Origin of the sequence: Azohydromonas caseinilytica (assembly GCF_012927045.1) — a bacterium.
Lineage (GTDB): Bacteria > Pseudomonadota > Gammaproteobacteria > Burkholderiales > Burkholderiaceae_C > Azohydromonas > Azohydromonas caseinilytica.
The window spans coordinates 208,895-232,996 of the sequence record NZ_JABBFW010000007.1; the positions used below are offsets into that span (position 1 = coordinate 208,895).

General features: G+C 72.4%; 23 protein-coding genes. 17 read left to right on the forward strand and 6 right to left on the reverse strand.

Annotated elements, in window-relative coordinates:
- Positions 1–44 precede the first annotated feature (44 nt).
- From HHL10_RS12640 to fae, 7 genes are all read left to right on the forward strand, one after another.
- Positions 45–1,085 (forward strand): beta-ribofuranosylaminobenzene 5'-phosphate synthase family protein, encoded by a 1,041-nt coding sequence (locus HHL10_RS12640; protein ID WP_169160720.1) that lies wholly within the window; start codon positions 45–47, stop codon positions 1,083–1,085.
- Positions 1,086–1,112: 27 nt separating this feature from the next.
- The gene (locus HHL10_RS12645) at positions 1,113–2,012 is read left to right on the forward strand and encodes an NAD(P)-dependent methylenetetrahydromethanopterin dehydrogenase (protein ID WP_169160721.1); all 900 of its coding nucleotides are present in this window, start codon (positions 1,113–1,115) and stop codon (positions 2,010–2,012) included.
- 4 nt (positions 2,013–2,016) lie between these two features.
- A complete protein-coding gene (locus HHL10_RS12650) occupies positions 2,017–3,126 on the forward strand; it encodes an ATP-grasp domain-containing protein (protein ID WP_169160722.1) in 1,110 nt (369 codons plus the stop codon).
- Positions 3,110–4,099, forward strand: a complete 990-nt coding sequence (gene mch, locus HHL10_RS12655; protein ID WP_169160723.1) for a methenyltetrahydromethanopterin cyclohydrolase — start codon at positions 3,110–3,112, stop codon at positions 4,097–4,099. Before HHL10_RS12650 ends, mch begins: the two co-directional genes overlap by 17 nt.
- Before the next feature lie 158 nt (positions 4,100–4,257).
- Positions 4,258–5,178: an ATP-grasp domain-containing protein gene (locus tag HHL10_RS12660; RefSeq protein ID WP_259373250.1), complete on the forward strand. Its 921-nt coding sequence runs from the start codon at positions 4,258–4,260 to the stop codon at positions 5,176–5,178.
- A gap of 68 nt (positions 5,179–5,246) precedes the next feature.
- Positions 5,247–6,119, forward strand: coding sequence for a triphosphoribosyl-dephospho-CoA synthase (locus HHL10_RS12665; protein ID WP_169160725.1), 873 nt, complete (start codon positions 5,247–5,249; stop codon positions 6,117–6,119).
- Between the two features lie 57 nt (positions 6,120–6,176).
- Entirely contained in the window at positions 6,177–6,686 is a 510-nt protein-coding gene (fae, locus tag HHL10_RS12670; protein WP_169160726.1) for a formaldehyde-activating enzyme, read from the forward strand.
- A gap of 94 nt (positions 6,687–6,780) precedes the next feature.
- On the opposite strand, the gene HHL10_RS12675 is transcribed toward fae, so the two are convergent.
- On the reverse strand, positions 6,781–7,284 hold the full coding sequence (locus HHL10_RS12675) for a dihydroneopterin aldolase (RefSeq protein WP_169160727.1): 504 nt from the start codon (positions 7,282–7,284) through the stop codon (positions 6,781–6,783).
- A gap of 238 nt (positions 7,285–7,522) precedes the next feature.
- Here HHL10_RS12675 and HHL10_RS12680 point away from each other — a divergent pair, with 238 nt between their 5' ends.
- The 5 genes from HHL10_RS12680 to HHL10_RS12700 are packed head-to-tail and all read left to right on the forward strand — an operon-like array spanning position 7,523 to position 12,872.
- Positions 7,523–9,532: a sigma-54-dependent Fis family transcriptional regulator gene (locus HHL10_RS12680; protein WP_169160728.1), complete on the forward strand. Its 2,010-nt coding sequence runs from the start codon at positions 7,523–7,525 to the stop codon at positions 9,530–9,532.
- Entirely contained in the window at positions 9,462–10,136 is a 675-nt protein-coding gene (locus HHL10_RS12685; protein ID WP_169160729.1) for a flavoprotein, read from the forward strand. Before HHL10_RS12680 ends, HHL10_RS12685 begins: the two co-directional genes overlap by 71 nt.
- On the forward strand, positions 10,115–11,533 hold the full coding sequence (locus HHL10_RS12690) for a DUF6513 domain-containing protein (protein ID WP_169160730.1): 1,419 nt from the start codon (positions 10,115–10,117) through the stop codon (positions 11,531–11,533). Before HHL10_RS12685 ends, HHL10_RS12690 begins: the two co-directional genes overlap by 22 nt.
- Positions 11,530–12,102: a DUF447 domain-containing protein gene (locus HHL10_RS12695; protein ID WP_169160731.1), complete on the forward strand. Its 573-nt coding sequence runs from the start codon at positions 11,530–11,532 to the stop codon at positions 12,100–12,102. Before HHL10_RS12690 ends, HHL10_RS12695 begins: the two co-directional genes overlap by 4 nt.
- Positions 12,102–12,872, forward strand: a complete 771-nt coding sequence (locus HHL10_RS12700) for a (5-formylfuran-3-yl)methyl phosphate synthase (protein ID WP_169160732.1) — start codon at positions 12,102–12,104, stop codon at positions 12,870–12,872. Before HHL10_RS12695 ends, HHL10_RS12700 begins: the two co-directional genes overlap by 1 nt.
- 17 nt (positions 12,873–12,889) lie before the next feature.
- Here the strand turns inward: HHL10_RS12700 and HHL10_RS12705 are convergent, their stop codons facing one another.
- The 5 genes from HHL10_RS12705 to HHL10_RS12725 form a co-directional block, all read right to left on the reverse strand.
- The gene (locus HHL10_RS12705) at positions 12,890–13,465 is read right to left on the reverse strand and encodes an arsenate-mycothiol transferase ArsC (protein WP_169160733.1); all 576 of its coding nucleotides are present in this window, start codon (positions 13,463–13,465) and stop codon (positions 12,890–12,892) included.
- 576 nt (positions 13,466–14,041) lie between these two features.
- Positions 14,042–15,502: a hypothetical protein gene (locus tag HHL10_RS12710; protein ID WP_205833015.1), complete on the reverse strand. Its 1,461-nt coding sequence runs from the start codon at positions 15,500–15,502 to the stop codon at positions 14,042–14,044.
- 214 nt (positions 15,503–15,716) lie between these two features.
- The gene (locus HHL10_RS12715) at positions 15,717–16,319 is read right to left on the reverse strand and encodes an amino acid kinase family protein (RefSeq protein WP_169160735.1); all 603 of its coding nucleotides are present in this window, start codon (positions 16,317–16,319) and stop codon (positions 15,717–15,719) included.
- Position 16,320: 1 nt separating this feature from the next.
- Positions 16,321–17,382: a hydantoinase/oxoprolinase family protein gene (locus tag HHL10_RS12720; protein WP_169160736.1), complete on the reverse strand. Its 1,062-nt coding sequence runs from the start codon at positions 17,380–17,382 to the stop codon at positions 16,321–16,323.
- Entirely contained in the window at positions 17,372–18,340 is a 969-nt protein-coding gene (locus HHL10_RS12725) for an ATP-grasp domain-containing protein (RefSeq protein WP_169160737.1), read from the reverse strand. The genes HHL10_RS12720 and HHL10_RS12725 overlap by 11 nt, the downstream gene beginning before the upstream one ends.
- On the opposite strand from HHL10_RS12725, the gene HHL10_RS12730 reads away from it, so the two are divergent.
- From HHL10_RS12730 to HHL10_RS12750, 5 genes are all read left to right on the forward strand, one after another.
- On the forward strand, positions 18,339–19,064 hold the full coding sequence (locus tag HHL10_RS12730; RefSeq protein ID WP_169160738.1) for a HisA/HisF-related TIM barrel protein: 726 nt from the start codon (positions 18,339–18,341) through the stop codon (positions 19,062–19,064). The genes HHL10_RS12725 and HHL10_RS12730 overlap by 2 nt on opposite strands.
- Positions 19,065–19,347: 283 nt before the next feature.
- Positions 19,348–20,619, forward strand: coding sequence for a molybdopterin-binding domain-containing protein (locus HHL10_RS12735; protein WP_169160739.1), 1,272 nt, complete (start codon positions 19,348–19,350; stop codon positions 20,617–20,619).
- On the forward strand, positions 20,616–22,304 hold the full coding sequence (locus tag HHL10_RS12740) for a formylmethanofuran dehydrogenase subunit A (protein ID WP_169160740.1): 1,689 nt from the start codon (positions 20,616–20,618) through the stop codon (positions 22,302–22,304). The genes HHL10_RS12735 and HHL10_RS12740 overlap by 4 nt, the downstream gene beginning before the upstream one ends.
- Complete coding sequence (gene fhcD / locus HHL10_RS12745) at positions 22,301–23,221, forward strand: formylmethanofuran--tetrahydromethanopterin N-formyltransferase (protein WP_169160741.1); 921 nt, start codon at positions 22,301–22,303, stop codon at positions 23,219–23,221. The genes HHL10_RS12740 and fhcD overlap by 4 nt, the downstream gene beginning before the upstream one ends.
- The gene (locus tag HHL10_RS12750; protein WP_169160742.1) at positions 23,218–24,030 is read left to right on the forward strand and encodes a formylmethanofuran dehydrogenase subunit C; all 813 of its coding nucleotides are present in this window, start codon (positions 23,218–23,220) and stop codon (positions 24,028–24,030) included. The genes fhcD and HHL10_RS12750 overlap by 4 nt, the downstream gene beginning before the upstream one ends.
- The last annotated feature ends 72 nt before the right edge of the window (positions 24,031–24,102 follow it).

Consider the following 24,102-nt stretch of genomic DNA (forward strand, 5'->3'; position numbering starts at 1 on the left):
GCTTGCAACCAACCGGTTCCACTCCCTGAGACGCGTCTCCCGCCATGACCCCTGCCGTCGCCGTGTCCGCTGCCCCCCTGGCCTTTTCCGACCGTGTGCGCGTGAGCGCGCCCGGCCGCCTGCACCTGGGCTTCCTCGACCCGGGCGCCTCGCTGGGACGGCGCTTCGGCAGCCTGGGCCTGGTGGTGGACGGGCACGCCACCGAGCTGGAGCTGTGCTTTGCCGGGCGCAACAGCGTGGAGGCCGCTCCCGATGCCGATGCGGCCGAGGTCGAGCGCGCCGCCGCGCACCTGGCGGCGATGCAGGTCCACACCGGGCTGCTGCGGCCCGTGCACCTGCACCTGTTCAGGCATCTGCCGCCGCATGCCGGCCTGGGCTCGGGCACGCAACTGGCGCTGGCGGTGGGCATGGCCTTCGCACGGCTGCACGGGCTGGAGCTGGGCGCGGCCGACGTGGCCCGCATGCTGGGACGCGGCTTGCGCTCGGGCGTAGGCATCGCCGGCTTCGAGCGCGGCGGGCTGCTGCTCGACGGCGGTCCGCAGTCCGACGGCCGGCCCGCGGCCGTGACGGCGCGGCTGGACTTTCCCGCCGAGTGGCGCGTGCTGCTGGTGCTGGACCCGTCCCGGCGCGGCCTCTCCGGCGCGCAGGAGAAGCAGGCCCTGGCCACGCTGCCGCCCTTCCCGCGCGAGTACGCCGCCGAGCTGTGCCACCGCGTCGTGATGCAGGTGCTGCCCGGCGTGGCGGCGGCCGACTTCGGCTGCTTCGCCGAGGGGCTCAACCGCATGCAGGCGCTGCTGGGCGGCTACTTTGCGCCGGCGCAGGGCGGGCTCTCCTACACCAGCCCGCCGGTCGATACGCTGATGCGCTGGATCGGCCGCCACGGCGAGGCCGCCGTCGGCCAGAGCTCCTGGGGCCCCACGGGCTTCGCCGTCCTGCCCTCGGCCGAGGCCGCCGCCGCGTTGCTGCAGGGTGCGCGCGCCGCCGGCATGGTGGCGCCGGGGCTGCGATTGCAAGTCGTGCAGGGCCGCAACGTCGGCGCCGACCTCCAGATCCTGGCGGCCTCCGCGGCCGCTGCCTGCGCCTGACGGCGCGCCTTTCTCCGGCATCACCACATGGAACGACCCTACATCCTGCACATGCTCACGCCCGGGCCCTGGATGAGCCCCTTCGACGTCAACATGGCCGCCGACGCCGGCTACCAGGTGATCGTCCCGTACTGCGGCGTGGACGTGGCCGCCACGCCCGGCCTGACGCAGGACGCGATCTTCTCGCGCGGCCCCAAGGGCGTGGCGCGCACAGGCCTGTTCATTGGCGGGCGCGATGTGGCGCAGGCCGTGGACATGCTCGACGCCGCGCGCAAGGCCATGGTGCCGCCCTTCGTGGTGTCGGTGATGGCCGACCCCAGCGGCGCCTTCACCACCGCCGCGGCGATGCTGGCCTGCGTGCGCCAGCAGTTGAAGAAGGCGCATGGCGCCGAGCTGGCCGGGCGCCAGGTGCTGGTGCTGGGCGGCACCGGGCCGGTGGGCCGCGTGGTGGGCGTGCTGGCCGCGCGCGCCGGCGCGCAGGTGCGCATCGCCAGCCACAAGGGCCTGCAGGCGGCGCAGGAGACGGTGGATGCCGTCAACAAGCGCTTCGGCACCGCGCTGCTGCCGGCCTCCAGCGCCGACAAGGCCGCGCTGCGCGAGGCACTGGCCTCGACCGACGTGGTGCTGGCCACCGCCGCGGCCGGCGTGCAGGTGCTCAGCGCCGACGACCTCGCCGCGGCCGGACAGAAGCTGCTGGTGGCGGCCGACGTCAATGCCGTGCCGCCCGAGGGCATCGCCGGCGTGGGCGTGATGGACGACGGCAAGCCCGTGGCCGGCACGCAGGCCGTGGGCATCGGCGCGCTGGCCGTGGGCAACGTCAAGTACCAGGTGCAGAACCAGCTGCTCAAGCGCATGCGCGAGGCGGAGAAGCCTGTGACGCTGAGCTTCGACGACGCCTTCGCGCTGGCCTGCGAGCTGCGCGCCTGAAGCCATGACCCGGCCCACGCTGCTGGTGGCCGGGCTGTCGGTGCGGCAGCTGGCGCAGGCCGCCGCGCGCGAGGGTTTCATGACCATCGCGCTGGATGCCTTCGGCGACCGCGACACGCGCCATGCCGCGCGGCGCTGGCAGGCCTGGCGCGGTTTCGACGCCGGCGACCTGCTGGACGCGCTGCAGCAGGCCGCGGACGCCGGCGCGCTGGGCTGGATCGCCGGCAGCGGCTTCGAGGCCCACCTCGACCTGCTCGCCGCCGGCGCGCTGCGCCTGCCGCTGCTGGGCACGCCGGCCGAGGGCTGGCGCCTGGTGCGCGACCCGCGGCGCTTCTTCCCGCTGCTCAAGGCGCTGGGCCTCCCGCATCCCGACACGCGCTGGGACAGCGCGCCCGCCGACCCGGCCGGCTGGCTCATCAAGGACGGCACGGCCTGCGGCGGCTGGCATGTGCGGCCGGCCGCCTCGGCGGCCGGGCCGGGCTGCTGGCAACGTCGCGTCGGGGGCATGCCGATGTCCGCGGCCTTTGTCGCCGACGGCTGCCGTGCCGTGCTGCTGGGTTGCAACGAGCAGCTCGTGGGCGTGGCCGATGCGCCTTTCGCCTGGCGCGGCGCCATCGGCCCGCTGCCCCTGCCGCGGGACGTGGCGGCGCAGATCGACACGGCCTTGCAACAGCTTGTCCCGGCTTGCGGCCTGCGCGGGCTGGGCAGCCTGGACTTCATGCTCGGCGACGGCGGCGTGTCGCTGCTGGAGCTGAACCCCCGTCCCGGGGGCACGCTGCAGCTCTACGCGCCGCAGGCGCCGCTGCGACTGCACCTGCGCGCCTGCCTGGGTGCGCCGTTGCCGGCACAACCTGTACCGCAACCGGTCCACGCCCTGGAAGTGCTGTACGCGCCGCGGCGGCTGCGCCTGGAAAGCCCGGCGCTGCAGCGGCTGGCCCGCCGCGACTGGGTGCATGACCTGCCGGCCGCGCCGGTGGAGCTGGCCGCACTGGAGCCGGTGTGCTCGCTCAGCGCGGGCGGACCGGATGCCGACACGGTGCGGGCGCTGCTGCGCCGGCGCCACGACGAATTGACTGAACTTCTGGAGGACTGCCCGCATGAGCTCCCTTGCTGAACCCTTGAGCGTCAACCACCTGGCGCAACCGCTGCTGCAGCGCCTGCTGGACGAGGAGGCGGCGCTGCGCATCCGCGTGCAGCGCGACGAATTCGGCGTGCAGATCATCGATGCCGGGCTGGAAGCACCCGGCAGCGTGGAGGCCGGCCTGGCCGTGGCGCGCATCTGCATGGGCGGCCTGGGCGAAGTGAGCCTGCGCAGCGCGCCCGAGGAGGGCTGGCCGACCTGGGTGCAGGTGCACAGCGCGCAGCCGGTGCTGGCCTGCCTGGGCAGCCAGTACGCGGGCTGGAGCCTGTCGGCGACCAAGGAGGAAACCGGCGGCAAGAAATTCTTCGCCCTGGGCTCCGGGCCGGCGCGGGCGCTGGCCGGGCGCGAGGACCTGTTCCAGGAGCTGGGCTACCGCGACCGTGCCGACGCCGGCTGCCTGGTGTTGGAGGTGGACCGCCTGCCGCCCAACGTGGTGGTGGAGAAGGTGCTGCGCGACTGCGCCCTGCCGCCACAGGGGCTCACGCTCATCGTCACGCCCACGGCCAGCCTGGCGGGCACCACGCAGGTGGTGGCGCGGGTGCTGGAGGTGGCGATGCACAAGGCGCACGAGCTGGGCTTCCACCTCGACGACATCGTCGGCGGCAGCGCCACCGCGCCGCTGCCCTCGCCCGGCGCCGATGGGCTGGAGGCCATGGGCCGCACCAACGACGCCATCCTCTACGGCGGGCGCGTGCACCTGCAGGTGCGCGGCGACGAGGCCGCGGCGCAGCGCCTGGCGCAGCAGCTGCCCGCGCGCAACGCCAAGGAGTACGGGCGCAGCTTCGCGGAGATCTTCAAGGCCGCGGAATACGACTTCTACAAGATCGACGGCGCCCTGTTCGCGCCGGCCGAGGTCTGGGTCAGCCACCTCGGCTCCGGGCGCACCTGGCGCGCCGGCGGCTGCGACATGGCGCTGCTGCGCAAGCTGTGGCTGGAGGAGGCGTGAGCACCGGGCGGGACGAAATCCCCGTTCGGGCTGAGCCCTTCGACCAGGTTCAGGACAGGCCTGTCGAAGCCCTGTTGCCCGGCCAGGCTGCAGGCCCTTCGACAAGCTCAGGGCGAACGGTGTCAGGTGGACCGGTCCTGAGGCCCACCACCACCGGCCTGCGCGTCGCGCTCATGAGCGACGAGTCCGGCTGGCACGTGCGGCGGCTGCGCCGGGCGCTGTTGGCGCGCGGGGCCGCGCTGGTGCGCTGCCTGGACCTGGCGCAGTGCGGCGTGGCGACGCACGCCTCGCGCCACGGGCTGGTGCTGCCGGGCTTCGGCCGCGAGCTGCCCGATGCCGTGATCGTGCGCGGCATCGCCACCGGCAGCTTCGAGCAGGTCACCCAGCGGCTGACGCTGCTGCACGCCCTCGCCGCGCTGGGCGTGCCGGTCTACAACGAGGCGCGCGCCATCGAGCGCAGCGTGGACAAGGCCATGACGAGCCTGCTGCTGCGCGCTGCGGGCATTGCCTCGCCGCCGGCCTGGAGCACGGAGTGCCCGGCGCAGGCACAGCGCATCGTGCTGCGCGAGGCGGCGGCCGGGCATGCGCTGGTGCTCAAGCCGCTGTTCGGCTCGCAGGGCAAGGGGTTGCAGCTGGTCGGCCAGGTGGACGGCACGTTCGTGCCGCTGCCGGACCTGGCGCCCTATGGCGGCCTGGCCTACCTGCAGCGCTTCGTGCCGCCGATGAGCGCGCCGGGCTTCGACTGGCGCGTGCTGGTCATCGGCGGCCGGGCCGTGGCCGCCATGCGGCGCGTGAGCGCGCACTGGGTGCACAACTTCGCGCAGGGCGCGCGTTGCGAGGCGGCCGAGGTGACGCCGGCGCTGGCGCAACCCGCGGTGCGCGCGGCGCAGGCGCTGGGGCTGGACTACGCCGGCGTGGACCTCATCCCCACGCCCGACGGGCCGCAGGTGCTGGAGGTCAACGGCGTGGCGGCCTGGCAGGGGCTGCAGCGGGTGACGGGCTTCGACATCGCCCAGGCCATCGTGGACGACCTCATCGACCGGAAGGTGGCGGCGGCGGTGGGGAGACGGAGTGCGTGAGGGGGTTGTCGCGCTGCTTTTCCGCCAACGCCACAACCTGTCACCCCGCCCGTGACACCCCTACACCCATGACCGAACCGAGTTCTCCTCCCGTCGCCCTCACCCGCGCCCGCGCCGCCTTCCTCGCCGCCTGCCGCCTCGACGTCGAGGTGCGCAAGCCCGGCAATGTCAGCGTGTTCTCGGCCGGCCACGGCATGCAGGCGCGGCAGTTCCTGGACAGCGCCGCCGCGGCGCAGGAGGCGCTGTTCGCGCCGGGGCTGTCGGTGGGGCGGCGCATAGAGGGCGCGGTGCGCGCCACGCTGGCCGTGGCCGGCTGCAACACCAACCTGGGCATCGTGCTGCTGTGCGCGCCCATCGCCGCGGCGGTGGAGCGTGCGCCCCATTACCGAGACGCCGAGGAACTGCACGCCGCCGTCCGGGACGTGCTCCGGGGGCTGGACATCGAGGACGCGGCGCATGCGTTCCGCGGCATCGCCGCCGCCAACCCCGGCGGGCTGGGCCGCGCCGAGGCGCAGGACGTGAAGGAGGCGCCCACGCTGGACCTGCGCGCCGCCATGGCGCTGGCGGCGGAGCGCGACAGCATCGCGCGCCAGTACGCGCAGGGCTTCGACGACCTGTTCCACACCGGCCTGCCCGCGTTCCGGGCCGGCGCGAATGCGCGGGACGGGATGCTGCGCGCCTGGCTGGCCTTCCTGGCGCGCTGGCCCGATTCACACATTGTTCGAAAGCACGGTGCAGCGGTGGCACAGACTGTCCTGCGCCGCGCGGCCGAGATCGAGGCGCGGCTGCGGCAGGAGGGCCCGGCGGCGCTGGCGGAAACGCTCGCCGCCTGGGACGAGGCACTGAAATCCCGGGGCATCAACCCCGGCACCAGCGCCGATCTGGCCGTGGCCACCGCGCTGCTGGCCGGGCTCGCGGGCGGTGGCACGGATCGTGATTGATGTCATGAAGCGCCGCGTCCGCGGCGTTGCTCGCGAAACTCTCATGGAGACTGACCCATGGCAAAAATCGACCGCATGCTCGTCGGCGAATCACTGGTGGGGGATGGCAACGAGGTCGCCCACATCGACCTGATCATCGGCCCGCGCGGCTCCCCGGCGGAGACCGCTTTCGCCAACGCGCTGGTGAACAACAAGGAAGGCTTCACGTCGCTGCTGGCGGTGGTCGCGCCCAACCTGATGGCCAAGCCGGCCACCGTGATGTTCAACAAGGTCACGATCAAGGGCGCCAAGCAGGCGGTGCAGATGTTCGGTCCGGCCCAGCGCGGCGTCGCCATGGCGGTGGCCGACAGCGTCGAGGACGGCACCATCCCGGCCGACGAGGCCGACAACCTGTTCATCTGCGTCGGCGTGTTCATCCACTGGCAGGCCGAGGACGACAAGAAGATCCAGGAGTTCAACTACCGGGCCACGCGCGAGTCCATCGCCCGCGCCGTGCGCAACGAGCCCAGCGCCCAGGAAGTCGTCTCCAAGAAGTCTTCTTCGGCCCACCCCTTCGCGGCCGGCTGAAGCAGGCCGCCAACCATCCTCCCCGCCACCCGGCGGGGATGTGAAAAAGGCCCGTGGCGCCACAAGCGCCACGGGCCTTTTGTGTCCTGGCGTTTCAGTCCGCCTGCCCGCGCCCCGGCACCATGCCCTCGCCGATCAGCGACAGCACCCGCGCGCCGGTGCGGCTGGGCGCGGCGGCGGCCTTGAAATCCTCGGCGCGGCGCTCGATCACGACGCCCACGCCCCGCAGGTCCTCGAACTTGCGGGGTTTGGCCAGCGCCACGCGCACCCAGTGCGCGCCGAACTCGCAGACGGTGATGCGCGCGATCTCCTCGGCCAGCGCCTCCAGCAGCTGCACCTCGTGCTCGGCGAAGAGCCGGTGCAGCCGCTCGCGCAGCACGGCGTAATCGATGGTGTCGCCAATGCGGTCGCTGTCGCAGGCTGCCGCGCGCGGCAGCCCGGCCGCCACGTCCACGCGCACGGGCTGCGGGTCGTGCAGCTCGGTGTGGTGGATGCCGATCACGGTCGGGATGGTCAGGCCTTCGATGAACACCAAGTCCAGCGCGGCGCCGGTGGTGTCGTGGCGAGGCAGGGGCGACAAGGGCATGAGGGCGGACATCGGTGCGGTCTCCAGACTTCTTGGCAGTGAGAGGGCGCGCCTCCGCAAGTTGCGCGCCAGTCACCGGCAGGAGGCCTTTCAGTCCCGGCAATTGGGACGCCCGCGCACTGTCACGTTCTGGCGCACTTCCCCGGGTTACCACGGGCAATTCCTGACGCGGGCCTTGCTGCTGCGGCACCGCACAATGCCCCCCGACCGGGGCCCTCCGAAGGGGGAGCCCGAGAAGAAGGAGCACTACATGACACAAGGCCTGCTGGCAGCCGCGGGACATGGGCAGCGCGTGCTGGGCGCCGTGCTGCAGGGCATGCGCACCGGGCTGCAGGAGCAGGTGGCGCAATCCTGGACGCGCTGCCTCAACGATTACCGGCTCGATCCCGACGCTGAGCCGCATCCGCCCCTGCTGGACCGCAGCGCGCTGGCGCTGCGCTGCCGCCGCCTGGGCGACGTGATCGAGGCCGCGCGGCTGGAGATGAGCACGCTCTACCAGCAACTGGCCGACACCGAGACGGCGGTGGTGCTCACCGACGGCGACGGCGTGATCCTGCACCTGGTGTCCTCGCACGAGTTCGCGCAGGAGCTGGAGCCCATGGGCTTCACCGTGGGCGCGCAATGGAGCGAGGACGCCGCCGGCACCAACGGCATGGGCACCTGCGCGGCGCTGGCCGAGCCGGTGTCGGTGCGCCAGGAAGACCACTTCTTCACCCGCCTCACCTCGCTCACCTGCTCGGCCGTGCCGGTGCACGATCCCGAAGGCCGCATGGTGGCGGTGCTGGACGTGACCAGCCGCTCGGCGCTGCAGCAGCAGCATGTGCTGGTGCTGCTGGGGATGACGGCGCGCATGATCGAGAACCGCCTGCTCGAGCTGCGCTACCGCGACAGCCACCCCGTGCATTTCCACACCCGGCCGGAGCTGGTGCACACGCTGCACGAGGGCCGGCTGGCGCTGGACGGTGAGGGCATCATCCGCGCCGCCAACCGCAGCGCGCTGTTCCAGCTCGGCGCCGAGTCGCCGCAGGCGCTGTGCGGGCGGCGCGTGGAGGAGGTGTTCCAGACCACGCTGGACGACCTGCTGGAGCGCAGCCGCGGCGCCTCCTTCCACCCGGTGCCGGTGTACCGCGTCAACGGCGCGCACCGCTTCTTCGCCGTGGCGCGCTGCCCGGCCACCGAGGCCCAGCCGCCGCGCACGGGCACGCCCGCGCTGCAGGCCCGGCCGCCCGCCAAGGCGCCCTCCGCGCCCAGCGTTGCGCTGTCCGACGCGCAGCTGGTGCAGCAGCTGCACACCGGCAGCCGCGTGCTGGCGCGCGGCACGCCGCTGCTGCTGCGCGGCGAGACCGGCGCGGGAAAGGAGGTATTCGCCCGCGCGCTGCACGAGCGCAGCCCGCGCGCCCCGGGCGCCTTCGTGGCCGTGAACTGCGCCAGCCTCCCGGAGAGCCTGATCGAGTCCGAGCTGTTCGGCTACCGCGCCGGCGCCTTCACCGGCGCGCAGCGCAACGGGCGCCGCGGAAAGATCCTGCAGGCCGACGGCGGCACGCTGTTCCTGGACGAGATCGGCGACATGCCGCTGGACCTGCAGGCGCGGCTGCTGCGCGTGCTCGACGAGCGCCGCGTCACGCCGCTGGGCACCGAGGAGACGCTGCCGGTGGACTTCCAGCTGCTGAGCGCCAGCCACCGCAACCTGCTCGATCTCGTGGCGCAGGGCCGCTTCCGCGAGGACCTGTACTACCGGCTGGCCGGCATCGAGCTGCACCTGCCGGCGCTGCGCGAGCGCAGCGACAAGCGCGAGCTGATCCAGCGCATCCTGCAGGAGGAGAACGGCGGGCCGGTGACGCTGCGCCCCGAGGCCGAGCAGCTGCTGATGACGCACCGCTGGCCGGGCAACGTGCGCCAGCTGCGCCATGTGCTGCGCGCCGCCGTGGCCCTGGCCGACGGCGCCCCGGTCGGGCTGGAGCACCTGCCCTCGCTGCGCGGGCAGCCCGCGGCCACGCCGGCGCCGGCCCTGGCCTCGCCCTTGCTTGAGATGGCGGCGGCCGCGGCGCCTGCGGCCGTGGCGGGGGTGGCCCCGCCCGAGAATCCCGTCCCGCAAGGACTCAACCTGATCCAGTCCCACGAGCGGCAGGTGCTGCTGCAGTTGCTGGAACAGCACCGCTGGAACGTCAGCAACGTGGCCAAGGCGCTCGATGTCAGCCGAAACACCCTCTACCGCAAGCTCCACAAGCTCCAGATCGCCGTCTCCCAGCGCGTCGGATGACCCCAGCCTGAGCCCTGACGAAGCGCTGGTCGCGCCGGACGGCCCGCCGCGCTCGCGCTTCGCCTTCGCTGTCACCGGCTCGGGCCACTACCTCGAAGAAAGCATGGCGCTGGCGGCGCGGCTGCCGGCGGTGGACCTGTTCCTCTCCGCCGCGGCCGAGGAAGTGCTGGCGCAGTACGGTTTCACGCTGGACGCGCTGCGCAAGCGGCACAAGCTGTTCCGCGACAAGAGCGCCAGCTCGGTGCCGGTGGGCATGCTGTATTCGGACGTCTACCACACGGTGATCGTGGCCCCGGCCACGAGCAACACGGTGGCCAAGTGCGCCTTCGGCATCTCCGACACCCTGCCGACGAACATGTTTGCCCAGGCCGGCAAGCTGGGCATCCCGGGCATCGTCTTCGCCTGCGACACCGAGCCCACCGTCATCACCAAGGCGCCGCACGAGTGGGTGACGCTGCACCCGCGCCGCATCGAGCTCGACAACGTGGAGCGGCTGCGCGGCATCGACCACTGCCGCGTGGTGTGCTCGCCCGCCGAGCTGGAAGCGGCACTGTCACGTCGCCTGCGGGAACTGTCCCTGGAATGGAACACATCGTCTTCCTGACGGGGCGCCTGGCGCAGCCCGCGCTGGAGCGCGTCATCGCCGGCATGGACCCGCCCTTCACCTGGGAAGTGCGCGAGATCGGCTTGCAGGTGGCCGGGCTCATGACCGCCGACATGGTGCGCCGCCGCGTCACTGCGCCCGTGCGTACCGAGCGCGAGGGCGAGGCGCCGCGCGCCGCCGACCGCCTGCTGCTGCCCGGCCGCTGCCGCGGCGACGTGCACGCGCTCGAAGCCCACTTTGGCATCCCCGTGCAGCGCGGCCCCGAGGAGCTGAAGGACCTGCCCGCTTTTTTCAACCGTCAGGCCAAGCCGGTGGACCTCTCCAGCTACCGGGTGGCGATCTTCGCGGAGATCGTGGACGCGCCGCGCCTGGGCGTGGAAGAGATCCTGGAGCGCGCCCGCGCCTATGCCGCCGACGGCGCCGACGTGATCGACCTCGGCGGCCTGCCCGCCACGCCCTTCCCGCACCTGGAAGAGAGCGTGCAGGCGCTCAAGGCCGCGGGCTACCGGGTCAGCGTCGATTCGCAGGACAGCGCCGAGCTGCTGCGCGGCGGGCGGGCCGGCGCCGACTATCTGCTGAGCCTGAACCTGGACACGCTGTGGATCGCCGACGAGGTGGCGAGCACGCCGGTCCTGATCCCGCGCACGCCGGAGGACGAGGAGTCGCTGGCGCAAGCCATCGAGGCGATGCGGGCCAAGGGCCGCGCCTTCCTGGCCGATTCCATCCTCGATCCCTTGCCCTTCGGCTTCACCAAATCCGTCTGCCGTTACCAGCGCCTGCGCGACCGCTTTCCGGACATCGACATCCTGGTCGGCGTGGGCAACGTCACCGAGCTGACCGAGGCCGACACCTCGGGCATGAACGCGCTGCTGCTGGGCATGTGCGAGGAGCTGCGGGCCAGCGGCATCCTGACCACGCAGGTCAGCGGCCACGCGCGCCGCGCCGTGCGCGAGGCCGACGCGGCGCGGCGCCTGATGCACGCGGCGGTGGCTATCCAGAGCCTGCCCAAGGGTCTCACCGACCAGCTCATGACGGTGCACGCCAAGCGGCCCTTCCCCGACTCGCCGGAAGAGATCCGCCAGACCGCGGCCGGCGTGCGCGACCCGAACTTCCGCGTGCAGGTCGCCGGCGACGGCATCCACGTCTACAACCGCGACGGCCACCACCTGGCGCAGGACGCCTTCAGCCTGTGGCCGCAACTGAAACTGGAGCACGACGCCGCGCACGCCTTCTACATGGGCGTGGAGCTGGCGCGTGCCGAGATCGCGTGGCAGCTGGGCAAGCGCTATGTGCAGGACCAGTCGCTGGACTGGGGCTGCGCGGTGGAGCGGCCCGCGCAGGACCTGGACGCCTGGTGCGCGCCGGGCCCCACGCTGCGCAAGGACGACAAGACATGAACGACCAGATCTTCGAGACGGTGGTGAGCACCGTCTCTCCCGAAGGGCAGCCGCACCTGGCGCCGCTGGGCGTGCGTTACCGCGGCGACGAGGTGGTGCTGATGCCCTTCAAACCCTCGACCACGCTGCAGAACATCCTGAGCACTGGCCATGCCGTGCTCAACGTGGTGGTGGACACGCGGGTGTTCGCCGGCTGCGTCACCGGCCGGCGCGAGTGGCCCACCGTGCCGGCCGAACGCATCGCCGGCGTGCGGCTGAAAGCTGCGCTGTCGCACCTGGAGCTGCAACTGGTGGACGAGCAGGACGACGCGCAGCGCCCGGTGCTGCGCATGGCGCGCGTGCACGAGGCGCGCCATGGCGACTTCCGCGGCTTCAACCGCGCGCAGGCCGCGGTGGTGGAAGGCGCGGTGCTGGTGAGCCGGCTGCACCTACTGCCGCGCGACAAGATCGAGAGCGAGATGCGCTACCTGCAGATCGCCATCGACAAGACCGCCGGCTCCGAGGAGCACGAGGCCTGGGGCTGGCTGTGCGAGGCGGTGGCGCGCCACCGCGCACGGGAGGCGGCGTGATGGCGGCACGGGAGTTCAATGACGACGCTGCGGGCGTACCCGATGCAGCTCCGGCGGCCCGGCCGTCCCGCCTGCAGGCCGTGGACGGCCGCGTGCAGGTGCTGGTGAGCGTGCGCGACGTGAACGAGGCGCTGGCCGCGGTGGCCTGCGGTGTGGATCTCATCGACCTCAAGGAGCCCGGCAGCGGCGCGCTGGGCGCGCTGCCCTTGCACGTGGTGCACGAGGTGGTGCAGGCGCTGCGCGGTGCGGGGCATGGGCAGGTGGTCAGCGCCACGGTGGGCGACTGGCCGGTGGACGCGCGCGATGAGGTGCTGGAGCGGGTGCGCGCCACTGCGGCCTGCGGCGTGGACATCGTGAAGGTCGGCATCCCGCGCGCCGATGGCGCCGCCGCGCTGCTGGCCGCGCTGGCCGGCAGCCCGGCCACGGTGGTGCCGGTGTTCCTGGCCGACGAGGGGCTGGACGAGGCGCTGCTGGCGCTGGCGTGCTGGCTGCCCTTCCCGGCGCTGATGCTGGACACGGCCGACAAGCTGGCCGGCAGCCTGTTCGACTGCCTGGACCCCGCCACCGTGGCGCATTTCATTGCACGCGTGCGCGGCGCCGGCAAGCTCGCCGGCGTGGCCGGGGCGCTGCGGCTCCCGCATGTGCCGCTGCTGCGCGAGCTGGCGCCGGATTTCGCGGGTTTCCGCAGCGCCGCCTGTGAGCAGGGCCGCGGTGGAGAACTGGTGCCGCAGCGGGTACAGGCCCTGGTGCGGGATTTCGCTGCCAAATAGTGTTGCGCTGGCCACGACTACGGCGTGGCCGGAGCCCGGTAGGGCACCCGGCCCAATTGCCGCAATTCGCGGCCGAGATTGAGCACTGCCGACCGGATGAGCGCGAAGCAGCTGCGCATGTAATCGTCGTCCATCCGGTAAGGGTCCTGGATATGCAGCCGCTGCGGCCGCGCCCAGTGGCCCAGCAAGGCCACGCGCTCGGGCGGAAAACCCTGGCGCACCAGGTGATAGGCGTGGCGCGATTCCATCACCAGATACAGGTCACCGGCGGCGGGCTCGAAATCCGGCAGGTTCGTGGCTTGGTGGCTGCCGATCGGGCAGCCCAGTTCCCCGGCAATATCCACGCTGCGCGCGGAGGGGCTGCGCCCGGTCTGGGCCTGTAGCCCGAACGAGGCGGCATTCAGGCCGGCCTGGACGCCGACGGCCTGGGCGAAGGCGCTGCGCTTGAGATTGGCCAGGCAGACGAACACCAGGCGATCCACCTTTGAAAGATCGGGCCGGGTGAATTTCACGGCCGGGCCCAGCACATAATCAGCCTGGGTCAGCAGTAGACGCAGCAAACCTTTGAAGCCACCGAAATTGCGCATCAGCATGGCGTTCAGGCGTTTTATCGCGCTGCTTTCTTCGAGAGCCGGATATTTTGATATTGGCGCCATGCTGCAAGTATTTAAATACTATATTCAGGATATGGGAATTGTGGCATAGCCGCCGCACTCAGCCATTTTTCATGCCTTTTCTTTGGCCGCCATCGGCCGCAGCCCGTGGTGTCGGTGCGCATCTGCGCAGCGCTGGTCGCCGAGGCGGAAATCAGGACGGATGCTGGAGCGTTGAGCATCGAGCGCGATGTTGAGCCACAGCAATGTGGCGGGCACCGGGGCCGGGAAAATAGCCGCGTTTTCCGTTCCGGGCGCTGGTAACTCCGGTGTCCCGATGCCAATAAGTTCGTTCCACCGAACCCCTCCGGCCTGAAGCCGGTTTATATGCCTCGCCCTTGGCGAGGCATTTTTTTCGGACCTGATGAGCCTGCCGTGGTGACGGCGCCGGCCAGCAGCGTTCAGGCGTTCGGGAAAAGGCAGGCCTGGCGCCGCCTGCCGGCCGGGTGCGGGGAATACCGCGGGCGTCGGATGCGGGCCTGCCGGCCGGCGGGCCCGTGTGGGATGTGAGTCGCCTCAGGAAGCTTCCACCGCTTCGGCCGGCGCGCGGGTGTGCGTGTGCGGCGGCTGCGTGGCGGGGGCGTCGTCCGCCTCTCCTTCGGGCACGGCCGCCAGCTGCCGCACCAGCGCGGGGGACGGCGGCGGCGCTTCGCTGAGGTCGAAAGCCTGGAGCTGCCCCTTGTCCAGCCGCACCGCCAAGCGCACGGGCTTCTGCAGCGAGGCGCGCAGCTCCGGCAGCCGATCCAGCTCCTCCTTGATCACCACCAGCTCCGTGCGCGCGTTCTCGAAGGTGTTCTGCGCGAAGGTCCGCATGGCGGCGCGGCGATGGGCCAGCGTCTTGTCGTCGGTGAGCGTGGTGTCCAGGTTGTCGAGCTGGTGCAGGATGGTCTGCAGCGTGGCGTCGAAATCTCCGGCGATCTCCGGCGCCTCGGTGGCCTCGGCGATCGCCCCCTTGCGCGGCTCCAGCCGGCTCGTGTCCTGCGCGAACATGAACAGGAACTGGCAGCACATCGCGCGCAGCCGCACGCTGATCACGTACTGCTTGCGCGTCGCATCGATCTTCTTGATGTGCTCGGACAGCAGCTTGAAGGTGTCCTCGGTGTCCACGCCCTGCGCGTACTTCACGTGCTTGGTCTGGCTGATGAGGGCGTTGTGCTGGCGCACCAGGTGGCGCATCACGCCGATGAGCTTGGACTCGATGCCGTCGAGCTCCTCGGTCAGCGCCGTGGAGTACTCGCCGCGCATGACCGCCGGCAGGGCCTTCTCCTTCAGGTAGGTCATGGCCTCGGCGATGTCGGGCTTGCGCTCGGTGCTGGCCGGGTCGCGCAGCTCCGACAGCGTCAGCTTGAAGCTCTCCAGGCGGCTGTCCACGCCTTCGAGGTAGCGCTGCGCGGCGATGGCCGACGCGATGGAGGCCGCCAGGTCCGAGGACAGCCGGCCCAGGCTGGGCGAGTTGCGCAGCCGCGCCTGCTCGAAGTAGCGGCCGTTGGCGCCCTTGACCATGGAGATCAGCGCCTCGCCGGGCCGCGACGCCGCCAGCGCGCCGTTGATCAGCACCTCCATGTGGCTGCCCTGCACCAGGTTCGCATGGGTCAGCACCGCGGGCACCGCCTGCAGCAGGCCGCTGATGTCGCCGAGCCGGCTCTCGGCCAGGCCCAGGTCGCTCTTGTGGTACCTGGCCAGCCGCTGGCGCTCGATCTTGCGGATGCCCAGGATCACCTTGCCCTCGCCGGTGCAGAAGTACAGGTGGGTGGGCTGCAGCTCCTCGGCCGACAGGTCTTCCACCTGCCTGGACGGCACGTCCTGCCGGCTCGGCTCATGGCCGGGCTCCGCGCCGTCGCGCGTCACGGGCGCCACCGTGTGCCCCGTGGTCATCAGCAGCTTCAGCTCGGCCAGCTGCTCCAGGATCTGGTCTGTCTTGCGGTTATTGCGCACGACAACGACGCCCACGCCGATCGTGGCAGCGAGCAGGGTCAACAGGGCGGCAATGTCCATAAGCAGGCGTGATGGCTCCGACGAGCGCTTCGTTCGTTTGGTGTGATGGCCGGTGCGGTCGTGCCCAGCCGGGTCGGACACGCGGGGTGTCTGAACAGGCTATCGGCAGGTCCCGCAGTCTATGGAGTCGCAGTGACAATTCGTATCGCCGGTGTGCAATTTTTTGCCGGAGCCGGTGATCTTGCTCAAGCCGGGCTCAGGCCGGCGCGTGGCGGCAGCCGCCCACCAGCAGCGCCCGCATCTCTTCCAGCGCGCCCTTCTCCACCACGTCCACGCCGCAACCCGCGCCGGCCGCCATGGCGGCAAAGCGGGCATCGAGCACGCCGGCATCGGCCAGCGCCTGCACACCGGCCGAGGGGTCCAGCGCGCAGCTCTTGACCACCACCACCCGCTCGGCATTGAGCCGCAGCGCCAGCCACAGCGCCAGGCTGTCGGAGGTGACGTCCCAGCTGGTGAGCTCGTCGGCGTGCTCGCGCAGCAGCTCCAGCGGCATCCACAGCGCCGTCTTGCCCGCGCGCAGCGCGCGCCGGATGTCGGCGTCGCGCCCGGCCAGCTGCAGCGAGGGCTGCAGCGCGCGCAGCAGCAGCGCGCTCTGCCCCATGCCCAGGATCGCCATGTTGTGCGCCGCCAGGTCGTCGAAGCCCCAGGCCGCCTGGGCCTGACGCACCTGCTCCACGAAGGGCCCGCCACCGGGGACGATCACGACCCGGCCGCGGCCGAGCGAGCCCAGCAGCTCCAGCCAGCGCCGCAGTTGCGGCGCGTCCTCCTGCAGGCTGCCGCCCAGCTTGACGACCCACATGTCAGTGCCGCTCCCGCTCCAGCAGCAGCGCCACGGCCACCGCGGGCGCGCACAGCTGCGCCTGGCGCAGCGCTCCCGGCCCGGCACCGGGGTCCAGCGGCACCGCCTGCGAAGCGAAATGCACGCAGGGCCGGCCGCGCGCCGCCGCCAGCTTCTCCACCAGGAAGGAGCCGCAGCCCGCCGCCACCAACGGTGCCCGCGCCGGCACGCCGGCAGCGGCCAGCACGCGGTCGAGGTTGTGGCCGATGAGGTTGAGCTGCTCGGCGCGCCAGGCGCGGGCGAAGTCCAGCCAGGCCTCGGCGCCGGCCTCCTCGGCGTCGCGCCCGACCATGCGCGCCAGGCGGCGGCGGGTGCCCTCGGCGTCCTTGGCGCCATGGTCGGCAGCGGGATGCTGGTCGTGCGCCGGGTCCAGCTCGCCCAGCAGCCGGTACACGTCCGCCGTGGTGGCGAAGAACTCGTTCATCACGTTGTGCGGCCGGCCCTCGAAGTCGATGCGCTGCGCCAGCGCGCACAGCGGGGTGCGCACCACGCCCTGGTAGACCAGCTCGCCGCTCATCAATCGCTGCGCGTCGGTGCGCCCCCGCGCGGCAGCCTGTTCCTGGCGCAGCGGGATCAGGTCGCAGGTGGTGCTGCCGATGTCCACCAGCACGCCGTCGCCCACGCGCCGCGCCGCCAGCTGTGCCGTGGCCAGCCAGTTGGCCGAGGCGATGGCTTCCCATTGCGCCGCCACGTCCTCGGGCGCGACGAAGCCCTGCTCGCCCGCGTAGAAGCGCAGCCCGATGCCCGGCTGCCGCGCCATGTGGTCGGCGATGCGGCGCACGCCCTCGGCGCGGCTGGCGAACAGGTCGGCCATCTCGCCCGTCATCGTCACCACGTGCTGCGCCCGGCGCATCTGCGGCCAGCGCGCGCGCGCCTGCGCCAGCACGGCATCGAGCCGGTCCAGGCTTTCCCACAGCGGGCAGGCCCACTGCACCGCGTCCTGCAGCCGGCCGTTGCGTACCCAGGCGGCCTTGACATGCGCGCCGCCGATGTCCCAGCCGACGACGTGGCGTTCAGGCTGCATGCCGCACCTCCGCGCGCGCGAACTGGCTCAGCACCTCCAGCCCCAGCCGCCGGCCCAGCCGCTGCGACAGGCCGACGAAGGCGGTGGTTAGGCGCGGGTTCACCTCGATCAGCACCGGCCCGCGCGTCGCGTGCCACACCAGGTCGATGCCGATGCAGCCGCGCAGGCCCGGCAGCGCCAGCACCACGTCGCGCGCCAGGCGCTGCAGCACCGGCGCGCGCGCGTCGTCCAAGGGGATCACCCCCTGCTCCACGCCGCCGAAGTGCAGCGCTCCATCCGCGCCCACCGCCACCCGCTGGCGGTTGATGCTCAGCAGCTCGGTGCGGGCGCTGCCGCACAGCAGCGACAGGCTCAGCGGCTCGCCGTCCACCCAGGGCTCCAGCGTGGCGCTGGCGTTCATGCGCTGGCGCTGGCGCAGGTCGGCCTTGGCCTGCGCCAGGTCCTCGTGCACGCGGGTGTGCAGCGCGCCGGCGCCGTCGTCGGGTTTCACCACCCAGCGCGCGGCGGCGTCCGCGCTGGCGCCGTCCAGCGGCGTGGGCAGCCCGTGGCGCGCCAGGTGCTCCAGGGTGGCGAGCTTGCTGCTGGCCACGCGGATGGCGGCGCTGTCGCAGCCGATCCAGCGCAGCGGCCCGACCAGCTTGCGCAGGCAACCGAGCAGGCCGCCGGTTTCGGGCGCGACGATCCAGCACAGGTCATGCGCCGCGGCCTGGCGCAGCACGAAGTCGTGCGGCGATTCGTCGGGGCGCGGACTGACCCACTGCACCCCCGGCGGCGCCGGGCAATGCGGCACGGTGGCGGCGGCGCTCACCTGCAGCCCCGGCACGCCGGCGAGGTCGGCCACCAGCGCGTCGCGCATGGCGACGCCCTGTTCCAGCAGCTCCTCGTCATCGCCGTCCTCGCCGCCGACCAGGCCACCCCCGCTGAGATACTCGTAGACGAACACGCGTTGGGCTTGCATGACTTCATTCCTTCTTGTTCCTGTCATCGACCTGCTGGGCGGCCAGGTGGTGCGCGCCGTGCGCGGCCAGCGCCACCTCTACCGACCCATCGAATCGCCCCTGTGCCGCGGCAGCGAGCCGCTGGCCGTGGCGAGCGCGCTGTGCGAGCGCGCGGCGTCGGACACCCTCTACGTCGCCGACCTCGACGCCCTGACGGGCCGTGATGCGCAGACGCCCCTGCTGGCGCGCCTGCTCGCTGCCCGGCCCGGCCTGAGGGTGTGGCTGGACGGTGGGTTCAACGATCTGGCCTCGGCCCGGGCCACGCTGGCCGGCCTGGGCGAGCACGCGGTGCGGGTGCGGCCGGTGTTCGGCACCGAGTCTTTCAGTTCGGCCGAGGCTTTCGACGAGTGCTTCCCGGAGGGCGCCGCTGCGGGCACGCCCTTGCCGGAGGCGCTGCTGTCCCTGGACCGCCGCCAGGAGACGCCGATGGACCCGGCCGGCGCCTGGACGCAGCCCGCGCGCTGGCCGCGCGAGCTGATCGTGATGACGCTGGACCGCGTCGGCGCCGACGCCGGGCCGGACCTGGACACGCTGGCCGCGGTGCAGGCGCGCTCGCCGCAGGCCGGGCTCATCGGTGCGGGCGGCATCCGCAGCAAGGCCGACCTGGAGGCCGCCCAGGCCGCCGGCGCCCGCGGCTGGCTGGTGGCCAGCGCGCTGCACGACCTGAAACTGCGCGCGCGCTGACACCCCTGGCCGCCCGGCGGGTCGGGCGGGCCGGCTGAAAGAGGGTGGCCGGTGCTCCATGGCGGGGGTGAAACACGTTCCGTGCCATGGGGGGCGTGCGCTTTCACGGTAGCCCGGACACTGAAAGGTGCCGCCATCCACTTCGTCATTCCCGCGAAGGCGCCCGCCACACACTGTCCCACCCCCGTGGCACTGTGAATCTCCCCCGGCGCAGCCTCCGCCCGCGACAGCCCCGAGGTTCCCCATCGCAGCTCGTGGCATGGGCCTTGCGGAATCCGCCGCCATGGATGACGCCCCTGACGTGGTTGCCGACCCGGCCGCCGGCCCCTGGACCTGCCCCTTCTGCACGCTGCTGTGCGACGGCTTCGGCGTGGCCGCCGGGCCCGACGGCCGGCTGCAGTTGCAGGGCAGCGACTGCCCGCGCGCGCAGCGGGGGCTGGCGCAGTTCGCGGCCCAGCCGGGCAACGCCGCACCGCCCCTGGTCAACGGCACCCCCGCCACGCCGGAAGCGGCCGTGGCCGCCGCTGCGCAGCTGCTGCGCCGCAGCCGGCTGCCGCTGTTCGGCGGCCTGGGCACCGACGTGGCCGGTGCCCGTGCGCTGTACCGGCTGGTGGAGCGCAGCGGCGGTGTCAGCGACCACATGAACGGCCCGGCGCTGTTCACCGCCGCGCGCGCGCTGCAGGACCGCGGCGGCTACACCACCACGCTGGCCGAGGTGCGCAACCGTGCCGACCTCATCGTCTGTCTGACGCGGCCCACCGAGAACTTCCCCGAGTTCTTCCGCCGCTGCAGCGTGGGCGACACCTCGCTCGTGCCGAATCGCCGCATCGTCTACCTGGGCCTGGAACCCGAGGCCGCGCTGCAGGGCCTGCCCGGCGTGACGGTGGACCAGCTGCCGCTGCAGAACGGTGACCTGTTCACCACCCTCTCGACGCTGCAGGCGCTGTGCGCTGACCGCGTCGTGCCGGGCGCGGGCCAGGACCTCGTGGACCTGGCCGAGGCGCTGGTCGCGGCCCAGTACACGGTGCTGGTGTGGGAGCCCGGCCGGCTGGGCGAGCACGGCGCGCTGGCGGCGGAAGTGATCCACCAGATCGTCAACGCCATCAACCACGTGGCCCGCGCCGCCTCGCTGGCGCTGGGCGGCAACGAGGGCGCCGGCACGGTGCAGCAGGTCTTCGCCTGGCTGTCCGGGCTGTCCACGCGCACGCACTGCTCGCCCCTGGGCCTGGAGCACGATCCGCTGCGCCACGACGCGCGGCGGCTGGTGGCGCAGCAGGACGTGGACGCGCTGTTCTGGGTCAACGCCTTCCATGCCGAGCCCCCGCCGCCGACGGGTTTGCCGCTGGTGCTGCTGGGGCATCCCGGCACGCCGCCGCCCCCGGCCGGCGTGGACAGCGTGTTCATCCCGGTGGCCACGCCCGGCATCGGGCAGGCCGGCCACCTGTTCCGCACCGACGGCACGGTGCTGATGCCGCTGCGCGCGCTGCGCCCGGACCCGCTGCCCGGCGTGGCCCAGGTCGTGGCGGCGATCAGCGCGGAGTTCGAAAAAGCATGACCACATTCCTGCTCAGGGGCGGCCACGTCGTCGATCCGGCCTCCGGCCTGGACGCGGTGCAAGACGTGCACGTGCGCGACGGCCACATCGTGGCGCCCGACCCGGCCACGCCGCCTGCCGAGGTGTTCGATGTTTCCGGCTGCGTGGTGATGGCCGGCGGCATCGACATGCACACGCATATCGGCGGCGGCAAGGTCAATCTGGCGCGCATGCTGCTGCCCGAGGACCACCGCCGTGGCCGTGACCCGGTGCCGCGCCCGACCAACCCGCTGGAGCTCGACGCCTGCGGCACCTGCGCGCCGGGCACGCTCTCCACCGGCTACCGCTACGTCGAGATGGGCTACACGGCCGCCTTCGAGCCGGCCATGGTGGCGAGCAACGCGCGCCACGCCCACATGGAAATGGGCGACGTGCCCATCCTCGACCACGGCGCCTACGTGATGCTGGGCAACGAGGAGCTGTTCCTGCAGATGCTCGCGGAGGGCCAGCCCTTCGAGCGCATCCGCGACTACGTGGGCTGGGCCATCGACGCCACCAAGGCCATGGGCGTGAAGGTGGTGAACCCGGGCGGCATCTCGGCCTTCAAGTTCAACCAGCGCCGCCTGGACGTGGACGGCAAGCACACGCACTGGGACATCACGCCGCGCCAGGTGCTGGCCACCCTGTCGCGCGCGGTGCACGAGCTGGGCCTGGCGCACCCGCTGCACATCCATGCCAGCAACCTGGGCGCGGCCGGCAACATCGCCTCCACGCTGGCGACCATCGACGCGCTGGAAGGACTGCCCGGCCACCTCACGCACGTGCAGTTCCACAGCTACGGCAAGGAAGGGCCGTTCAAATTCTCCTCGGCGGCGCGGGAGCTGGCGGAGGCGGTCAACGCCCACCCGAACGTCTCCATCGACGTGGGCCAGGTGATCTTCGGCCAGACCGTCACGGCCTCGGGCGACACCATGAGCCAGCTCGCCACCGCGGCGCTGGCACATCCGCGCAAGTGGACCGGCGCCGACATCGAGTGCGTGGGCGGCTGCGGGGTGGTGCCCTTCAAGTACCGCGAGCAGAGCTACGTCAACGCGCTGCAGTGGAGCATCGGCCTGGAGCTGTTTCTGCTGATCAAAGACCCGTGGCGCGTGGTGCTGACCACCGACCATCCCAACGGCGGGCCGTTCACCAGCTACCCGCATCTGATCCGGCTGCTGATGGACAAATCCTTCCGCGACGAGCAGCTCTCCAAGCTGCACCCGGAGGTGGCGGCCAACTCGGCGCTGAAGTCGATGGACCGCGAGTACACGCTCAACGAGATCGCCATCGTCACGCGCGCCGGCCCGGCGCGGCTGCTGGGGCTGCGCGACCGCGGCCGGCTGGGCGCGGGCGCGGCGGCGGACATCGCCGTGTACCGGCGCCAGGACGACGCGCAGGCCATGTTCACCACGCCGGAGCTGGTGTTCAAGGACGGCCGGCTGGTGGCGCAGGCCGGGCGCATCCTGGCCGTGCCCACCGGCGGCACGCACTTCGTGACGCCGGAGTACGACCGCTCCATCACCAAGCTGCTGCGCAGCTGGGCGAACAAGCACGGCAGCATCCACCCCGACCATGTCGCCATCGGGCGCGACGAGCTGTGTGCCTGCTGCAACGGCGGACGGCTGCTGCCGGCGGCGTGCTTCGGCACGGAGGAGTTCGAGGCATGACGGGCGCTGTGAACCTCAACGGCGTGCTCGTCGATGACGGCTTCGCCGAGGCCTTTCCGATGAAGGGCACGCGGCTGCTGATCACGGCGCACAACGCCGAGTGGGCGCACCATGCCGCCGTGGCCGCCACCGGCTTCGCCACCTCCGTGATCGCCTGCGGCTGCGAGGCGGCCATCGAGCGCGAGCTCTCGGCCGAGGAGACGCCCGACGGGCGCCCGGGCGTGTCGGTGCTGATCTTCTCCATGTCCGGCAAGGAGCTGGCCAAGCAGGTGGAGCGGCGCGTGGGCCAGTGCGTGCTGACCTGCCCCACCACGGCGGTCTATGCCGGGCTGGACCAGGGCGAGGCCATCGCGCTGGGCAAGAACCTGCGCTTCTTCGGCGACGGCTGGCAGGTGAGCAAGGTCATCGACGGCCGGCGCTACTGGCGCGTGCCGGTGATGGACGGCGAGTTCGTCGCGCAGGAAACGACCTTCGTCGTCAAGGGCGTGGGCGGCGGCAACCTGCTGCTGATCGCGCGCGACGTGCCCGCCGCGCTGGGCGCGGCCGAGGCCGCGGTGGCGGCGATGCGGCGGGTGCCCAACGTCATCATGCCCTTCCCCGGCGGCGTGGTGCGCTCGGGCTCCAAGGTGGGCAGCAAGTACCCGGCACTGTCCGCTTCCACCAACGACGCCTTCTGCCCCTCGCTGGCCGGCGTGTCGCCGCGCAGCGAGCTGCAGCCGGGCCAGGACTGCGTGATGGAGATCGTCATCGACGGATTGAGCGAGGCCGACGTGGCCGCCGCCATGCGCGCGGGCCTGCACGCGGCGCTGGAGCGCGGAGCCGACAGCGGCCTGCTGCGCATCTCCGCCGGCAACTACGGCGGCAAGCTGGGCCCCTTCCTCTTCCACCTGCACCCGCTGCTGGAGGTGAAAGTATGAGCTGGGTGTTGAGCCTGATGCAGCCGCCGCCGCTGCGCCTGGACCTGCGCAACCTCGTGCCGCAGGCGCTGGCCGGCCTGGCGCCGGCGGCCGTCGAGACACTGTCGCTGTGGCAAGGCCGGCAGGCGCTGCCGCTGGCCGAGTTCTTCCAGGTGTCCCGCACCGAGGGCGCGGACGACACGCTCGTTTTCGAGGGCGACCTGTCCCGTTGCGACCGCATCGGCTGGCAGCTGGCCGGCGGGCGCATCGAAGTGCGCGGCAACGCGGGCGATCTGGTCGGCGCGGGCATGGCGGCCGGCGAGATCAGCGTGGCCGGCAGCGCCGGGCTGCTGGCGGGCTGCGAGATGCAGGGCGGGCTGCTGACGGTGCGCGGCAACGTCGGCGACTTCGCCGCCGCGCCGCTGCCCGGGAACATGGAGGGCGTGCGCGGCGGCACGCTGGTCGTGCACGGCAATGCCGGGGCGCGGCTGGCGGACCGCATGCGCCGCGGCCTGGTGCTGGTGCACGGCAGCGTGGGCGACTTCGCCGCCTCGCGGCTGGTGGCCGGCACGGTGGCCATCGGCGGCGCGGCGGGCGCGCACGCCGGCTTCCAGATGCGCCGCGGCACGCTGCTGTGCGCGGGGCCGGCGCCGCTGCACTCGCCCACCTTCGTTCCCACGCGCCACGACACCGGCGTGATCTGGCAGCTGCTGTCGCGCTCGCTGGTGCGCCATGGCGGCGCCTTCGCCGGGCTGCCGGCGCGGCGCATGCAGCGGCTGGCGGGGGACCTGGCGACCGGCGGGCGGGGGGAGATCCTGCTGCCGCAATGAAAGTGTCCCGTTCGGGCTGAGCCCTTCGACAAGCTCAGGGCGAACGGGAAGAGACAGCAACCTTCGCGGCAC

Excerpts from the sequence above, each read along its gene's own strand:
- HHL10_RS12680 (WP_169160728.1), top strand. The coding sequence starts at position 7,523 with ATGACACAAGGCCTGCTGGCAGCCGCGGGACATGGGCAGCGCGTGCTG.
- HHL10_RS12650 (WP_169160722.1), top strand. The coding sequence starts at position 2,017 with ATGACCCGGCCCACGCTGCTGGTGGCCGGGCTGTCGGTGCGGCAGCTG.
- HHL10_RS12725 (WP_169160737.1), bottom strand. The coding sequence starts at position 18,340 with ATGCAAGCCCAACGCGTGTTCGTCTACGAGTATCTCAGCGGGGGTGGC.
- HHL10_RS12665 (WP_169160725.1), top strand. The coding sequence starts at position 5,247 with ATGACCGAACCGAGTTCTCCTCCCGTCGCCCTCACCCGCGCCCGCGCC.
- HHL10_RS12695 (WP_169160731.1), top strand. The coding sequence starts at position 11,530 with ATGAACGACCAGATCTTCGAGACGGTGGTGAGCACCGTCTCTCCCGAA.
- HHL10_RS12645 (WP_169160721.1), top strand. The coding sequence starts at position 1,113 with ATGGAACGACCCTACATCCTGCACATGCTCACGCCCGGGCCCTGGATG.
- mch (WP_169160723.1), top strand. The coding sequence starts at position 3,110 with ATGAGCTCCCTTGCTGAACCCTTGAGCGTCAACCACCTGGCGCAACCG.
- HHL10_RS12700 (WP_169160732.1), top strand. The coding sequence starts at position 12,102 with ATGGCGGCACGGGAGTTCAATGACGACGCTGCGGGCGTACCCGATGCA.
- HHL10_RS12675 (WP_169160727.1), bottom strand. The coding sequence starts at position 7,284 with ATGTCCGCCCTCATGCCCTTGTCGCCCCTGCCTCGCCACGACACCACC.
- HHL10_RS12735 (WP_169160739.1), top strand. The coding sequence starts at position 19,348 with ATGGATGACGCCCCTGACGTGGTTGCCGACCCGGCCGCCGGCCCCTGG.
- HHL10_RS12690 (WP_169160730.1), top strand. The coding sequence starts at position 10,115 with ATGGAACACATCGTCTTCCTGACGGGGCGCCTGGCGCAGCCCGCGCTG.
- fhcD (WP_169160741.1), top strand. The coding sequence starts at position 22,301 with ATGACGGGCGCTGTGAACCTCAACGGCGTGCTCGTCGATGACGGCTTC.
- HHL10_RS12730 (WP_169160738.1), top strand. The coding sequence starts at position 18,339 with ATGACTTCATTCCTTCTTGTTCCTGTCATCGACCTGCTGGGCGGCCAG.
- HHL10_RS12740 (WP_169160740.1), top strand. The coding sequence starts at position 20,616 with ATGACCACATTCCTGCTCAGGGGCGGCCACGTCGTCGATCCGGCCTCC.
- HHL10_RS12640 (WP_169160720.1), top strand. The coding sequence starts at position 45 with ATGACCCCTGCCGTCGCCGTGTCCGCTGCCCCCCTGGCCTTTTCCGAC.
- HHL10_RS12750 (WP_169160742.1), top strand. The coding sequence starts at position 23,218 with ATGAGCTGGGTGTTGAGCCTGATGCAGCCGCCGCCGCTGCGCCTGGAC.
- HHL10_RS12705 (WP_169160733.1), bottom strand. The coding sequence starts at position 13,465 with ATGCTGATGCGCAATTTCGGTGGCTTCAAAGGTTTGCTGCGTCTACTG.
- HHL10_RS12685 (WP_169160729.1), top strand. The coding sequence starts at position 9,462 with ATGTCAGCCGAAACACCCTCTACCGCAAGCTCCACAAGCTCCAGATCG.
- HHL10_RS12720 (WP_169160736.1), bottom strand. The coding sequence starts at position 17,382 with ATGCAGCCTGAACGCCACGTCGTCGGCTGGGACATCGGCGGCGCGCAT.
- fae (WP_169160726.1), top strand. The coding sequence starts at position 6,177 with ATGGCAAAAATCGACCGCATGCTCGTCGGCGAATCACTGGTGGGGGAT.
- HHL10_RS12715 (WP_169160735.1), bottom strand. The coding sequence starts at position 16,319 with ATGTGGGTCGTCAAGCTGGGCGGCAGCCTGCAGGAGGACGCGCCGCAA.